The sequence below is a fragment of the Arachidicoccus ginsenosidivorans genome (assembly GCF_007971385.1).
Taxonomy (GTDB): domain Bacteria; phylum Bacteroidota; class Bacteroidia; order Chitinophagales; family Chitinophagaceae; genus Arachidicoccus; species Arachidicoccus ginsenosidivorans.
The window spans coordinates 222383-238011 of sequence record NZ_CP042434.1 but is presented as its reverse complement, the minus strand read 5'-3'; the positions used below and the strand labels follow the sequence as shown (position 1 = coordinate 238011).

At 42.9% G+C, this 15629-nt stretch carries 10 protein-coding genes; 7 read left to right on the top strand and 3 right to left on the bottom strand.

Going from position 1 to position 15629, the window contains the following annotated elements:
- Positions 1-164 precede the first annotated feature (164 nt).
- Positions 165-1709 carry a sulfatase family protein gene (locus FSB73_RS00855; protein ID WP_225974339.1) on the top strand — a complete coding sequence of 515 codons (1545 nt, stop codon included), beginning with the start codon at positions 165-167 and terminating at the stop codon, positions 1707-1709.
- Between the two features lie 58 nt (positions 1710-1767).
- Here the strand turns inward: FSB73_RS00855 and FSB73_RS00850 are convergent, their stop codons facing one another.
- From FSB73_RS00850 to FSB73_RS00840, 3 genes are all read right to left on the bottom strand, one after another.
- Positions 1768-2499: an MIP/aquaporin family protein gene (locus tag FSB73_RS00850; RefSeq protein WP_146779734.1), complete on the bottom strand. Its 732-nt coding sequence runs from the start codon at positions 2497-2499 to the stop codon at positions 1768-1770.
- A 79-nt stretch (positions 2500-2578) separates the two neighbouring features.
- Positions 2579-4069, bottom strand: a complete 1491-nt coding sequence (glpK, locus tag FSB73_RS00845; protein ID WP_146779733.1) for a glycerol kinase GlpK — start codon at positions 4067-4069, stop codon at positions 2579-2581.
- A gap of 382 nt (positions 4070-4451) precedes the next feature.
- Positions 4452-5216: a DeoR/GlpR family DNA-binding transcription regulator gene (locus tag FSB73_RS00840; protein ID WP_146779732.1), complete on the bottom strand. Its 765-nt coding sequence runs from the start codon at positions 5214-5216 to the stop codon at positions 4452-4454.
- 324 nt (positions 5217-5540) lie between these two features.
- Between FSB73_RS00840 and FSB73_RS00835 the strand changes: the two genes are divergently transcribed.
- The 6 genes from FSB73_RS00835 (at position 5541) to FSB73_RS00815 (ending at position 15609) form a co-directional block, all read left to right on the top strand.
- Positions 5541-7151, top strand: a complete 1611-nt coding sequence (locus FSB73_RS00835) for a glycerol-3-phosphate dehydrogenase/oxidase (protein ID WP_146779731.1) — start codon at positions 5541-5543, stop codon at positions 7149-7151.
- Between the two features lie 638 nt (positions 7152-7789).
- Complete coding sequence (locus FSB73_RS00830; protein WP_146779730.1) at positions 7790-9997, top strand: SusC/RagA family TonB-linked outer membrane protein; 2208 nt, start codon at positions 7790-7792, stop codon at positions 9995-9997.
- On the top strand, positions 9985-10884 hold the full coding sequence (locus tag FSB73_RS26115; RefSeq protein ID WP_158639363.1) for a SusC/RagA family TonB-linked outer membrane protein: 900 nt from the start codon (positions 9985-9987) through the stop codon (positions 10882-10884). The genes FSB73_RS00830 and FSB73_RS26115 overlap by 13 nt, the downstream gene beginning before the upstream one ends.
- A gap of 43 nt (positions 10885-10927) precedes the next feature.
- The gene (locus FSB73_RS00820; RefSeq protein ID WP_225974338.1) at positions 10928-12499 is read left to right on the top strand and encodes a RagB/SusD family nutrient uptake outer membrane protein; all 1572 of its coding nucleotides are present in this window, start codon (positions 10928-10930) and stop codon (positions 12497-12499) included.
- A gap of 534 nt (positions 12500-13033) precedes the next feature.
- Entirely contained in the window at positions 13034-13708 is a 675-nt protein-coding gene (locus FSB73_RS23610; protein ID WP_225974337.1) for an alkaline phosphatase family protein, read from the top strand.
- Positions 13693-15609, top strand: coding sequence for an alkaline phosphatase family protein (locus FSB73_RS00815; protein ID WP_225974336.1), 1917 nt, complete (start codon positions 13693-13695; stop codon positions 15607-15609). Before FSB73_RS23610 ends, FSB73_RS00815 begins: the two co-directional genes overlap by 16 nt.
- Positions 15610-15629: the final 20 nt, after the last annotated feature.

The following is a 15629-nucleotide window of genomic DNA, read 5'->3' as shown; positions in this document are numbered from 1 at the left end:
GGGTTTGGAAAGGCTTTGCATTGACTGGCCGGCAGGAAAGGTTTTGACTTTATAACCTGTGGGCTTCAAATGTTGAGTCAGACATCTCCAATAAGTTTGGAACTTTTATGAATAAATTTTTAATCGCATTTCTTTGTCTTTTGTTAGTCTCTACTGGCAAAATAATGGCTCAATCCAACACCCATGCTCGCCCCAATATTTTGATTATCGTATCTGATGATCATGCTTATCAGTCCATTGGCGCTTATGGCTCGCCTTATGGCGCTACCCCCAATATTGATAGGCTAGCACGTCAGGGAGCTGTTTATCAAAATGCATTTGTGACCAATTCTCTTTGCGGGCCGAGCAGGGCCTGTCTTTTAACCAGTAAATACAGCAATCTTAATGGTTTTAAAGATAACTTTTCCAGGTTTGATCCAGCGCAACCGACATTTGCCAGTCATTTAACTGAGGCCGGTTATCAGACAGCGTGGATTGGCAAATGGCACCTGGGTAGTCTACCCCTACATTTTTCCTATTTTAAAATTGTGCCTGAGCAGGGCTTTTATTATAATCCAGATTTTATTAATATGGATAATGATACGTCTCGTATTGATGGATATGTAACCAATGTTATAACGGATCTCAGCGAAAACTGGTTGAAAAACAGAGATACCACAAAGCCCTTTTGTCTGGTCATCGGAGAAAAAGCAACGCACAGAACCTGGATACCGGACACGGCTGATTTTGGAGCATTTGATCACGTCCATTTTCCGTTACCAGATGATTTCTATGATAGCTTTCCGGGCAGGTATGCAGGCAAGGTCAATAATATGAATATTGCCCATACCATGCGCCTTGGCTATGATCTGAAAATGAAAGCGGATACTGGTTTTGGAAAAGATAATTATACCAGATTTACCCCTTCGCAGAAAAAATATTTTGATGATTATTATGATTCGATTTATCAGGATTTTAAAAGCAGACACCTGACTGGCAAGGCGTTGACTGAATGGAAATTTCAGCGGTATATGCGCGATTATTACGCGACCGTATTGAGTCTGGATAGAAATGTCGGCAGGATTGTGGATTATATTGACAAAAGCGGTCTTGGTGATAATACGATTGTGATCTACACCTCCGATCAGGGCATGTATTTAGGGGAACATGGTTGGTTTGATAAACGCTTTATTTATGATCAGTCCATGAAAACGCCATTGGTTATCCGGTATCCCAAAATGATTCAGCCACGGACTAAAGATAGTTCTATGGTCATGCTCTTGGATATTGCCCCTACTTTTATGCAACTGGCCGGTTTAAAGGTGCCTTCTGACATGCAAGGCCAATCACTGATTCCTGTTTTCAAGGGAAAAGACAAAGAGTTTCGAAACGCCGTTTTCTATCACTATTATGAATATCCAAATGAGCACAATGCATTACCCCATTTTGGCATCAGAACAAAAAGATATGTACTGGTCAGATTTTATAAGCCCAGTGAAGCCTGGAAAAATAAAATGGTAAATGAAGGTAGTCTGATTATTGATACCTATAACCCTAAGGATTATTGGGAATTTTATGATCTAAAGGCTGATCCGGAACAGCTGCATAATATGTATGAGGAAAATAAACATTCTGCTGTCGTAAAAAGATTAAAAGCAGAATTGAATAAGTTGATCAAACAATATAAGCAACAAGATGCAGCCGCTATTTTAGCGGGCAAAATGAAATAAGGATTGCTTCTAAGTAATAACAAGTGTAAATTGATTGCATTACAAAAATGCTTTGTTATTACGAACTTAGTAAGAGATACAACGCTGCAGCAATTGCTGATCCAACCATGGGCCCTACAATCGGTACCCAGGCGTATTGCCAGTCGGCCTTGTTCTTGTTTTTTAAAGGAAGCAATGTGTGCGTGATTCTGGGTCCTAGATCTCTGACAGGATTAATTGCGTACCCCGTTGTGCCACCCAAAGACAGCCCAATAGCCCATACGATAAAAGCCACAGGAATAGCGCCAATAGAACCAAGCCCAATAGGCGTCTTGGCTTCCCCGAATTCCCCACCGGTAATATAGAACACCGCCAAAATCAAAACAAATGTGCCTAATACTTCACTTAGGATATTCAGTCTAGGGTTTTTAATAGCCGGACTGGTATAAAAACAGGCTGCTTCAAGACCAGGAACTTTTGTTACCCTAAAATGATCCTTATACATCATATAAACCAAAAAAGCACCTGTCATCGCACCTAATAATTGTGCCAATATAAAACCAGGCACTTGTGCCCAGGCAAATTTACCGGCAATTGCTAGTCCAAGGGTGACCGCCGGGTTCAGGTGCGCGCCACTATAAGGCCCCGCGATAATCACACCTGCAAAGACGGCCAGTGCCCAGCCGGTAGTAATCACGATCCAGCCGCTGTTATTGCCTTTGGTATCCTTCAGGAGCACGTTTGCCACGACGCCATTACCCAAAAGGATTAAAATCATGGTACCAATAAATTCCGCGACAATAGGATTCATAAAGTGTATTTAAAAAAAGAAATGAATAAAGTCAGATAAGTTATACATATAGAAAATAGCGTTGGATGATACCGCTTTTCTATTCCAGACTCGTCCAGGCTTTCACTGCCGTAACCGCTCTTTGCCATCCCTTAATCTTTTCCTCGGTATCCTTACCTTCAGGCTGAAAACTGCGATTGACCTGCCACTGTTTTTCGATCGCTTCCATATTCTCCCAGAAACCCACTGCCAGCCCGGCCAGATAGGCTGCACCGATGGCGGTGATTTCGGTGATATTAGGACGGAGCACTTCAGTTTTCAGGATATCTGCCTGAAACTGCAGTAAAAGGTTGTTACTGGTCGCTCCGCCATCCACCCGTAGTTGGCGGATTTCAAGGCCCGCATCATTTTGCATGGCCGTCAATACATCCATGGTCTGGTAAGCAATGCTCTCCAGGGCCGCACGGCAAAAATGGTCTTTATTAGCACCTCTGGTAATACCAAAAATAGCACCTCTTGCATCCTGATTCCAATGCGGTGCGCCCAGGCCTGCAAAAGCGGGTACCATGTAAACGCCTGCTGTGTCTGGTACTGCCGATGCAAATTTTTCTATTTCAGCGGCTGTTACAATCATTTTTAATTCATCTCGTAGCCATTGCACCACAGCTCCTGCAATAAAAATGCTCCCTTCAAGTGCGTATTGAACTTCATTTCCGATTTGCCAGGCAATGGTTGTAATCAGGTTGTTTTTAGAAAGGGTCGGTTTTGACCCAATATTCATCAGCATAAAGCAACCTGTACCATACGTGTTTTTTACCATGCCTGGTTTATTGCACATATGCCCGAAAAGTGCAGATTGCTGATCGCCTGCAATACCAGCAATGGGTACCTGGGTCCCTAATAAGCTGCCTGAGGTCAGCCCGTACACTTCACTGGATGATTTAACTTCAGGAAGCATGGCGGCCGGGATATCCAGTAATGATAGTAAGGTCTCGTCCCATTTAAGGGTATGGATATTAAAAAGCATGGTTCTGGAGGCATTGGTTACATCGGTTATATGGAGTTTGCCCCCAGTTAGATTCCAAATCAGCCAACTGTCCACAGTGCCAAAAGCCAGTTCCCCTTTTTCTGCCTTGGACCTCGCCCCGGCAACATTATCTAAAATCCACTTAATTTTAGTGCCCGAAAAATAGGCATCCACGATGAGTCCCGTTTTTTCCTGAATTAGATCTGCCTTGCCTTTCGCTTTAAGCGCATCACAGACCGCTGCGGTTCTTCTATCTTGCCATACAATAGCGTTATATACGGGAGCGCCTGTCTGTCTATCCCAAACAATGGTGGTTTCTCGTTGGTTAGTGATGCCGATAGCTGCCAGTTGACCGCGATCAACCCCTTTTTGCAATACAGCCTCTGTGATGACACTGGCCTGAGAGGACCAGATTTCCATAGGATCATGTTCAACCCAACCTGGCTTTGGATATATCTGGGTAAATTCCTTTTGTGCCAGGGAGACAATAGCCCCAATATGGTTAAATAAGATGGCTCTGGAGCTGGTCGTTCCTTGATCAAGGGTCAGGATATATTTTTCCATTTTTTACTGGGTTTTAAGTACTGAGCAGGTGTTAAGCATGCGACCATTGGTTTAGGAGACCGGCCAAGCTTGCCTACTTTCATTTACAGGTTAAGTGAAAAGAAACGAAACATATCAAACGCAAATTAACCTATCTGAAATAATAAAAAAAGGAAAAAGTGAAAATAAATTAAAAAATATTAACAAATAAAAGGTTGTCAATGGGTTGCAAAGGCGGGTTGGTTCCAATCGATACAAGTAGAATGGATCAAATGGCTTTGAAAAGCCTAAAAATGAATAGGATCGGCCACTAGTAAAATTTGGGCAGGCAAGGGGAGAGGTAGGGTCTCAGGATACCGTGATTTGCGTGTCAGAAATCCCCCCTTGTTGTATTTGTTTAGTTTTAATCTGCAATGGTGATCTTAATGCCCAGCCTTTGACACTGGTCGACAATAGCAGGTGAAATACCTTTATCTGTGATTATTTCATCGATATCCTGCAATCCGCAAATCCGGCTAAATCCTCTTTTACCAAATTTAGTATGATCCGCTAGTACGATGACTCTTTGGACAACACCAAGCATAGATTTATTAAGCTGGGCTTCCATGGAGTTACTAGTGGTAATGCCAAACTCAAAATCAATACCATCCACCCCTAAATATAATTTACTGCAGAAAAAATCCTGTAGGATCTCTTCCGCATAACGCCCTACTACAGAGGAAGAAGATTGCCTGACAATTCCGCCTAACTGCATAATATCTACATTGTTGTGTTTGATTAGTTCGCTCGCAACCTGTAGGGCTGCTGTAATCACAATGAGCTTTTGTTGGGGTTGAATCTCCCTTGCCAGGGCAAGCATTGTCGTGCCGGAGGCGATGATAATAGAATCGTCCTGCGTAATATAAGTAGCTGCTTTTTTTCCAATGGCCTTTTTTTCTGCCGTTTGCATTGTTTCTTTTTCGTTCACAGGACGGTCAGTGATAAAAGGGTTGGTATTAGAGGCGCCACCATGGGTTCTATAAAGTTTGCCTGCTTTTTCAAGGAATTTAAGGTCCTTTCGTATTGTAACAGCAGATACCTTCATCGTCTTACAAAGGTTGGATACACTTTCATAACCTTTTTGCTGGACGATGTCGATGATTTGCTGATGTCGCTCTAAACTAGCCATGGTTGTAGTTTTGTGACCAAAGTTACTGAATGACCTGCAATTGTCTTTATTCAAATAGTAATTCCTTCAGTTACGAGGGCCGGTGAAAAATATCGTTCTGGTTATGAGTGCAATATAATTTTATTTAAGGATTTTTTGTAGATTTTTTGTGATTTCTGAAAGTTTATCTTTAATTTCGTTTTATTGTGTAAATAGTATAAAAGAAAATAAAGGAAACTTTATTTGATTAAATGTGAAACTAAATTGTTTTGTTTGAGGCTGTTGCGACTGAAAAACACCTAAATTTTCCCAGCACCTGCCTTAAAGCAAACATAGACGCGACAAATGGAATCATTCGATAGAAATTCATTACTGAAAAAGCTGGATGCAAAAATAATCTGGGACCTGGTCATCATCGGTGGTGGCGCCACGGGACTGGGCATTGCGGTGGACGCCGCGACCAGAGGATATAAGACCTTACTCGTAGAACAATCTGATTTTGCCAAGGGGACTTCCAGTAGAAGCACAAAGTTGGTCCATGGTGGGGTGCGTTATCTGGCACAAGGTGATATTGGCCTGGTCAGAGAAGCTTTGAAAGAAAGAGGCAGGCTCCTGCAAAATGCACCTCATCTTACAAAAAATGAATCTATTATTATTCCCTGCTATAGCTATCTGAGTGCCGCAAAATATGTTGCAGGTTTAAAGCTCTATGACTGGCTGTCAGCAGGGCTTAGTTTTGGTGCGTCCAGACTGATTAAAAAAAATACGCTGAAGACCAAATTACCCACCATCGCCAAAAAAGGGCTTAAATGTGGCGTCCTCTATCATGATGGAACTTTTGATGATGCAAGACTGGCGTTAAATCTGGCACAGACCGCTGTGGAACACGGCGCTGTCTGCCTAAATTATGTCAAAGCCACTGCACTGCATAAAAATTCAGATGGACGGATAAATGGAGTTGATATCCTGGATAAGCTATCAAACGTTGCCTATCAGATTAGTGCCAGTAGCGTAGTGAATGCCACCGGGGTTTTTGCTGATGAGATCCTGCATATGGATAATCAGCTGGCCAAATCTACCATTCGGCCCAGTCAGGGGATTCATCTGGTACTGGACCGAAAATTCTTAAACAGCCCGGACGGTATAATGATTCCCAAAACTGACGATGGTCGGGTCTTATTTGTATTGCCTTGGTATGATAAAGTGCTGATGGGGACAACAGATACGCCGCTGGATAAACATGATCTTGAACCACGGGCACTGGAAACTGAAATTCAATTTGTGCTAAAAACGGCTGGCAAATATTTAGACCAGGTGCCTGCCCGTAAGGATGTACTGAGTGTCTATGCCGGTCTTAGACCGCTGGCAGCTACAGGGGATAAGAACGATAAAACAAAAGAAATTTCCAGAAGTCATAAAGTACTTGTGACCAAAAGCGGGTTGGTCTCTGTAATTGGCGGAAAATGGACAACTTATAGGAAAATGGCCGAAGATACCCTGGATAAAATGATCCAGCAAGGATTACTGATTAAGGCCACCTGCAAAACGGTCAATTTATCCATTCATGGAGGCGCTCAGTTCCGTAAACCTGAAGCCGGCTTTGAATTAAAGTCGGCTGTATTCGCTGACCCCCTTGCTATATACGGTTCGGATAAACATTTAATGGAAGCTTTAATGCAAAGCAATCTGGAACTAGCCAGGCCGGTGGGTGGTTACAAAAGGCTTTTGGCCATCCAAGTCGTCTGGGCTGTTCGATTTGAAATGGCACAGACAGTAGAAGATGTCCTGGCTCGCCGTATTCGCATACTATTCACAGATGCGAAAAAGGCTATAGAATTAGCCTTACCGGTGGCTGCCATCATGGCCGCAGAATTGGGGCTGGATGCGCAGTGGCAACAGCGCCAGGTAGAAGATTTTACCCGCCTTGCAGAGGGGTATTTAATAACAGGATTCTAAAAGGATTCTAACATGTCAAGTGTTCCAGTTCATAAAGACTATAAATTAGTTTTGAAATGGGCGTTGAACTTACTTATAGAGAAAATATGTGTATTGATTTTTTTTAAATGGCAGAGAAGATTTACGCGCTTGTAAAGTAGATTGAAAAACAAAGACAGTTGCGAAGAGCGGCACTAAGCCAAGTTGAGCGCAATTGTAGGATTGAGGGCAGTGAAAAAGCGAAAATGAAATTGTGTACATTATATGGAAGTGCCATTAAAAATGTAATCTGGCTGGAGCGGCATAGGGGCAATACAGTATAAATCGCCCTGCATTACTAAAATGGTAATAATTGGATAATAGTAAACAAAAGCGCATTCGCATAAGTTGATGTTGTTTTGCAGCTGAGCGTTTGACAAGTTGTTAAGGAAAGAAAAGATCTGTCGTAGACACCTAAGGTAAGCGGATTGAAAAGAGGCGAGCGCCACCGCCTTTAAAATCCAGGCATGGCTTGACATGCCAACTTATTTGTGGCGGCTTCAAATCTGACAATTAACCTATGAATTTGTAAGATTATATCATATAAAACACAGCACACCTGTAAAGGTCAAATATTACATTACTCTAATTTTCTCTATTTAAACACTAAAGCGTAAATTATGAAATTTACAATTGACAGCAAAAAGCCATCAGCTAAACTTTATTGCCATAGCAAGGCGGTGAGCAGGGGGCTATGGTTGATTTGCTTTTTGACGATTTATGTCACTGGTTTTGCCCAAGGCGGCGTGACTGGCAAAGTTCAGTCGGCAGTGGATGCAAGTCCACTTTCAGGCGCGACCGTTCATGTTGTCGGTGGTCGAGCCAACACCCTTACCCAAAGCGACGGAGGTTTTGTTATTCAGGCAAAACAAGGAGACTCTTTACTGATTACCATGATTGGTTATCTAAGTAAAACAGTACTGGTCACTGAATCCTCCATTGGTATTATCCGCTTACAGGAAGTAGAAAATGATCTTTCAAACGTCATTGTTGTTGGGTACGGCACGCAAAAAAAGGTAAATCTGACAGGAGCTGTAACTACAGTTGATATGACAAAGAAAGAAGGTCAGCCAATTACCAATGCCAGTAATGCCTTACATGGTGTGCCTGGTTTATTTGTTAACCTTTCCAATAGTCAACCGGGCGTGGACAGAGCCACGATCCGTATCCGTGGAATCGGCACCTTAAACGACAATGATCCACTGGTATTGGTAGATGGTATTGAGTATGATTTTAATGAACTTAACCCGAATGATATCGCATCCGTGACCGTACTTAAAGACGCCTCTGCTGCCATCTATGGTTCCAGGGCTGGCAATGGGGTTATTTTGGTGACCACAAAGTCAGGGCGTGGTAAATCTAAAATTAATTATAATTTCTATCAGGGAACACAAAAGGCCACCTATCTACCTGATGCTATCTGGGATCCGATAGCCTATATGAAATTAAAAAACCAGGCCCTGATCAACGAAGGTAAAGACGCAGTAGATTATTCTGACGCGGAAATCGCAGAATATGAGGCCGGCATGAAAACTGATCCGATTACCTATCCTTCCAGTAACTGGTTTGATATTGCATTGGGCCATGGCAGGATTCAAAAACATGATGTCAGTGTTTCAGGGAGTAGTGATAAGGCCTCTTATCGATTATCGCTGGGCGTTCTTGATAGAAATGGTATTATGTTTGGTCCGGGTAACCATGAGAAAAAATACTCCCTTGGCCTGAATACCAGTTTCCACGTTACCAAAAGGCTGACTGTTGGCATGACACTGGATGGATATTACAGAAATTATACAACGCCATTTTATACGAGTTTCTGGAGTTATCTGATGCGTGCACTACCGATTTTAACAGATACGCTCTCTGATGGCCGCTATGGTAATTCATGGATGCGAACGCCTGGTAGAAACAACTGGGAAAACCCACGTATGATAGCCTATACCGGTTATGGACATAAAACCGTACAGCGCTTTGTGGCTACTGTTTTTGCCAATTATAAACTTCCTTTTGATATTACCTATAATGTCAAATATGGTGTAGATAAATATGACGGTTTGCTGGAACAGTTTACCCCGCAAGTCAAGACCTGGAATCCCAAAGATCCTACGGCTTTTATCAACTGGAATAGCCCTTCAACGGCGCCCAGGTCTTCTAATACAGATTACAACAATCTGAATCTCCATTTTTATCAGACCCTTGACTGGGACAAGAATTTTGATAAGCATCATCTGACGCTTATGGTTGGAACCAGTTATGATAATTTCGAGACGAAGAATTTTGACGCCTCCATGACCGGGTATCTGGATGCAACCCTTACAGCCCTGGATGCTGGTACCGAGCGTTATGCCACAGGAGGAAACAGTACAAGAGATGTTTTAATCTCTTATTTTGGCAGGGTTAATTATGATTACGATGGAAAATATCTGTTGGAAGGTATTATCCGTACAGACGGCTCTTCCCGGTTTGCAGATGGCCGGCGCTGGGGGGCTTTTCCCGGAATCTCTGCTGGCTGGCGGCTGGATAAAGAAAATTTCTTTCCCTGGAAAAATACAATTAACCTGGCAAAACTTCGACTTTCCTATGGTAAGGTTGGTAATCAGGCGGTTCCTTTATACAGTTATGAAAATTCCATTAATCTGGGCAGAAATTATAGTTTTGGCGGCCAGCTGGCCTCAGGAGCTGCAGCAACCGCCTATACGGATCCCACCATTACCTGGGAGACAACGACCAATTATAACCTGGGGCTCGATCTGGAAATGCTCAATCACCGGTTAACTTTCTCAGCGGATATTTATAAAAAAGGACTTCGGATATTTTGCGTGCAGTAGATATTGCTGATCAAGTAGGTGGCCTTACAGGCCCACAGCAAAATATCGGGGTGATGGATAATAAGGGCATTGAGCTGACACTGGGTTATCATGATCACGCCGGTTCATTTACTTATGGTTTTAATGGCAATATCTCTTTTAATAAGAACAAAGTCGTTGATATTCATGGCCAGATACTCTATAAATATAGCACCAATCTGGCGACCATTACCAAGGCAGGGCTACCCATTGATTCCTATTATCTGTTAGATGCCATTGGTATATTCCAAAGTGACGCGGAAGTGGCTGCCAGCCCCTTCCAGTCAGTAACCACCAAGGCAGGGTATATTAAATACCGCGACGTGAATAATGATGGCGTCATCAATGCGGATGACCGGGTCATTATTAAATCCTCATCAGCCATGCCAAAGTATACTTATGGCTTCAACCTGGACTTTGGCTATAAAGGTATCACCTTGAGTGCCTTTTTCCAGGGGGTAGGGGGTTTGAAAATTTATCCGGAAGGCAACATGGTATTACCCTTTAAAAATGGCGCCGATGCTACCTGGGAGTGGGCCACTGATAGCTGGACACCGGAAAATCCAAATGCAAGATTACCTATTGTTACCACCAGTACAGATGGGGATGATAATTTCAAGGCCTCAGATTTCTGGTTAAGGGATGGTTCTTATCTTAGGATGAAAAATATTCAGCTGGCCTATGAGTTGCCACAAAAATGGTTAAATCGTGTGAAAATTACAGGCCTTTCTGTGTATATCAATGCAGAGAATTATCTGACCTTCTCCAAATTCAAGGACTATGATCCTGAGACGACTTTAAATGTTTCCTCATTATATCATTACCCGATGCTCAAGACCCTGAGTGCAGGTGCAAGGATCACTTTTTAAGTAGTAGGTGGTATATATAAGATTCATCAAAAAATTAATAGCAATGCAAATTAAAAATATAATGCTGATAACAGCAGTTGCTTCACTAATACTGTTTGGTTGTAGCAAAAGTCTGCTGGAAACATCGCCAGATAATAAATACGTAGAGGGGAACTTCTGGAAATCAGAGGCAGCCGTAAATGCCGCACTGACCGGTTGTTACGCCGTACTGACTTATTCAGGGCTCTATGGAGGGGATGCTACTCCTTTATGGGAAGAGACAGCCTCTCCTAATGCCTATAATTATGGTAACTCCATGGGTTTTAACGCAATTGCAGAGGGTACGCAGGAATCCTCCAGTTCCGGGATTATTCCTACGCGTTATCACGACTGCTATTCCGGTATTGGTCGCTGTAATACTTTTTTAGCCCATGCAGGTCAGGTGCCCTTGGATCCAGATACTTATGCCCGTATGAGAGGAGAAGTGCATTTTTTAAGGGCTTTATTTTATTTTAATCTTGAGAATTATTATGGTGGAGTGCCGCTTATTTTGGATCCACCCGATGTCGCTACTCAGGGCGAGTTGCCCCGTACGCCCAGAGAAGAGGTTGTAAAACAAGTACTCAGCGATCTGGACAGCGCTGCCGTTTTGCTGCCGCTCAAATACAGCGGGGCAGACATCGGTAGAGCGACCAAAGGAGCAGCCTTGAGTTTAAAGGCCAGGGTACTACTTTACGAGGCCAGCCCTTTGCTGAATACGGATAATAGCCAGCAAAAATGGCAGGAGGCCGAGGCCGCAGCCGAGGCGGTAATCGATCTGGCTCCCGCAGCCGGTTATGGTCTTTTTGACAATTACAGAGCACTATTTTTGCCGGAAAATGAAAATAACAAAGAAGTCATCTTTGATGTTCAATTTATCTATCCGGATCTAGGCACCTCCTTTGATTTAATTGGTCGTCAGTATAATTCCAATGCGCCCTTGCTAGATCTGGCAGAAGCCTATGAAATGAAAAATGGTCTGGCCATTGATGCGCCCAATTCTGGGTATGATAAAACTAGTCCCTATGAGAACAGAGATCCCAGGCTGTATGCGACAATTGTGTTTCCTGGGGATACTTTTATGGGCAAATTGGTTACCACATCCAGATTCGCCATCACTGGCTTTGGTATGAAAAAATATACAGTCTATGATAAGCAGCCTGCTTCTTCTGATGTTTCCGATCTGAAAGGGGGCCAATCTTATACCAATTTTATTGTTCTTAGATATGCGGGCATTCTTCTGATGTATGCAGAGGCCAGAAACGAAGCCACTGGCCCTGATGAAAAAGTACTGGCGGCGATCAATCAGGTCCGGGGCCGTGTGGATATGCCACCACTCACAGGGACCTATACAAAAGATTCCTTACGTAAGTTAATTCATCTGGAAAGGCGCATTGAGTTTGCTGGTGAGGCGCTGTATTATAATGATATCAGGCGCTGGAAAACAGCAGAGCAACAACTTAATCAAAAAATATATACCTATAATCATAGTCCGATAGAAACCAGAACATTTGATCCGGCCAGAGATTATTGGTGGCCAATTCCTCAGGTGCAAAGAGATTTGAATCCAAATTTGGACCAGGCGCCCGGTTACTAATAGTTGGATATTTCTGGGATCCTTAATAGGAGAATGATTAAGACAAGGACCTGTTTCAATGCATTTGGGGAGAAACCTGCCTATGGATCTGTGACAGATCCATAGGCAGTAAGGTTATATCTTTTCATTATTGTTTTTCATTATTGAATGGGATATCATAAAATGTAAACCAACCTTAAATAATGCAGCGGACATCCATAAATAATTGTATATTTAATCCACCATACAAGGACAAGCAAGTAAAATATGGTCAACATAAAATAGCAAACGCAATAAGAAATAAGCGACATTCGGTTAAAGCGTTGTGTTGCACAGCTTAGGTAGTTTATAAAATGTGGTATGGCGCAATTTGAAAAAAATCGAAACCCGCGCCAGGAGATCTTAATGTATTCTAATGTCTTCTGATGTTGCGAACCTGGGTAATACCGCGGCTGCGCCTGCGGTCAATAAATGTAATCGTTTTATTAAAATAAGTTATATAAAATAAGAAACAACTCAAGTTAGGTTGTGCTAGCTTATATAAAAATTAAAAACATGGATTCAAGAAGAGAATTTCTGAAAAAAGCGATGCTGCTTTCAGGGGCAGCCGGTGTGGCAACGGCTGTACCGGCCTCCATCAAAAAGGCACTGGAGATAGATCCAAAGGAGGGAAGTGATTTTTATGAGGCCGAACACATTGTCATCTTAATGCAGGAGAACCGGGCTTTTGATCACTGTTTTGGAGCGCTTAGAGGTGTTCGCGGATTTAATGACCCCAGGGTAATTACCCTGGGAAATAACAATCCCGTCTGGCTGCAAAGCAATAAAAAAGGGGAAACTTATGCTCCTTTTCGTTTTAGCATTGAGGATAGCAAAATTACCTGGATGGGGTCTATTCCACATTCCAGGGCCAGTCAGGTAGATGCAGATAACCTAAGTAGGTATGATGGTTGGCTGGAGGCTAAAAAATCGGGTAATCCGCAGTACAGAGACATGCCTTTGACCCTGGGGCATTATATCCGGGAGGATCTGCCCTTCAACTATGCAATGGCAGATGCTTTTACGATTTGTGATCAACATTACTGTTCTGCTATGACCAGTACCTGGCCAAACAGGTTATATCTGTGGGGAGGTACGATTCGTGAGGAGAAAAACAGCGATTCAAAAACATTTATCCGCAATGATATCCCTGGGGAGAAGCCAGATGGAAAACCATGCCCGAACATTTAGAAAGGCAAGGGATCTCCTGGAAGGTATACCAAAATGATTTGTCCAGCACAGGTGGTTACAAAGGCAACGAAAGAGCCTGGCTTTCTAATTTTGGGTGTAATCCTTTAGAATTTCTGGCGCAGTATAATATCAGGTACAGACCTGATTATCTCAAAACCGTACAAGAGAGGGCTGAGAAATTGCAAAAAGAAATCAAGGAATTGCAGTCGAATCTAGCTAATCTACAAGAAAATTCAGATAAATGGGATGCAGCCAGAGCGACCATCGCAAAGAAAAATGAAGTGCTGGCAGATGCCCGTGAGCAAATAGGTCGATGGACCAAAGGTCGCTTTGAAAAGCTGACTGATTTTCAAAAAGGACTCTACCGCAATGCCTTTGTTATTAATGACGCAGACCCCGATTACCGCCGTCTGATTCATCTGGATTATAATGATAACGGCCAGAAAAGGGATGTAGAAGTCCCGGCAGGGGATGTGCTCTATCAATTTAGACAAGATGTAGATAAGGGCAAACTACCCACCGTTTCCTGGTTAGTCCCTTCGCAAAATTTCTCAGATCATCCCAGTGCACCCTGGTATGGAACCTGGCTGACTTCTGAGATTCTCGATATTCTGACAAAAAATCCTGAGGTCTGGAAAAAGACAATCTTTATTTTGACCTATGATGAAAACGATGGCTACTTTGATCATGTACCACCGTATGTAGCCCCTGATCCTGAAAATCCCCTGACAGGTAGCGTTACTGCTGATATAAAAGAAACCGCGGCAGAACAGGTCCGTTTAGAAAATGAACTCCGGGACGGTATCTCAAAAAAAGGCGCACGTGGGGGACCGATCGGTCTGGGCTTTAGGGTACCTATGATAATTGCGTCTCCCTGGACTAGAGGCGGTAAGGTCTGCTCACAGGTACTAGACCATACTTCCTCTTTGCAATTTATCGAAAAGTTTATTCAGCGCAAATTTGGAAAAACTATTTATCAGGATACAATTACCGATTGGCGAAGGGCCATTTGCGGTGACCTGACTGCTGTGTTTACTAAATTTGATAAAACAGATAAACAACGATTGCCCTTTTTAAACCGAAATCAATTTGTGCAACGGATCTATAACGCTAAGTTTAAGGATGTTCCCAAAGGCTATAAAGCCCTGAGTGCTGAAGAAATGGACGTATTTAAAAATAATCCCACAAAATCCAAATGGAAACCACTGCAGGAACCAGGTGGACGACCTTCCCTTCCTTTGCCTTATGAACTCTATGCAGATGGTCATATAGATAAAGCCAGTAAAGTCGTTTCCATAGATATGCAAGCCGGTAATAAAATCTTCCAAGATAAATCCTGCGGAGCGCCATTTATGGTATATGCGCATGGAGGCTACCTGAGTATGGAGGCAGAGAAGAATCACTCCAAAGTCTATGAGCCCGTACGTGTCTGGCATTTTTCACTTACAGCAGGGAGCCGGCTTCGCTATGAGTGGCCATTAAATCATTTTCAGCAAGGCAGTTATGATCTCAGACTTTATGGTCCCAATGGTTTTTACCGTGGACTTAGCGGCAATCAAAAAGATCCTGACCTGGATCTAGAGTTGCAGTATGAACCCAAACGTCTAATGGTACACTCCTTGACAGGTAATCTGGTCTTAAAGCTAAGCAATAAAGACAAACATTTCTCGCATGAACTGGTGATCATCGATAAAGCCTATGGGAAAGCCCCATTGAAAAAAAGATTACCAGCAGGCGCGACAACTGATCTGGTCATTAACCTAAAATCTTCTGATGGCTGGTACGACTTTGTTGTAAAAGTAACCGGCAATGATCTTTTTGAGCGACATTACGCCGGCAGGGTGGAAACTGGTAAACTTTCAATTGCCGATCCACAACTCAGCGGATCATCCACTACTTAGCAAACAACATGCGTAATATA

Bases quoted from the DNA above. Each gene is read 5' to 3' on its own strand.
- FSB73_RS00850 (WP_146779734.1), bottom strand. From the start codon at position 2,499: ATGAATCCTATTGTCGCGGAATTTATTGGTACCATGATTTTAATCCTT.
- FSB73_RS00835 (WP_146779731.1), top strand. From the start codon at position 5,541: ATGGAATCATTCGATAGAAATTCATTACTGAAAAAGCTGGATGCAAAA.
- FSB73_RS00815 (WP_225974336.1), top strand. From the start codon at position 13,693: ATGCCCGAACATTTAGAAAGGCAAGGGATCTCCTGGAAGGTATACCAA.
- FSB73_RS23610 (WP_225974337.1), top strand. From the start codon at position 13,034: ATGGATTCAAGAAGAGAATTTCTGAAAAAAGCGATGCTGCTTTCAGGG.
- FSB73_RS00820 (WP_225974338.1), top strand. From the start codon at position 10,928: ATGCAAATTAAAAATATAATGCTGATAACAGCAGTTGCTTCACTAATA.
- FSB73_RS00840 (WP_146779732.1), bottom strand. From the start codon at position 5,216: ATGGCTAGTTTAGAGCGACATCAGCAAATCATCGACATCGTCCAGCAA.
- FSB73_RS00855 (WP_225974339.1), top strand. From the start codon at position 165: ATGGCTCAATCCAACACCCATGCTCGCCCCAATATTTTGATTATCGTA.
- glpK (WP_146779733.1), bottom strand. From the start codon at position 4,069: ATGGAAAAATATATCCTGACCCTTGATCAAGGAACGACCAGCTCCAGA.
- FSB73_RS00830 (WP_146779730.1), top strand. From the start codon at position 7,790: ATGAAATTTACAATTGACAGCAAAAAGCCATCAGCTAAACTTTATTGC.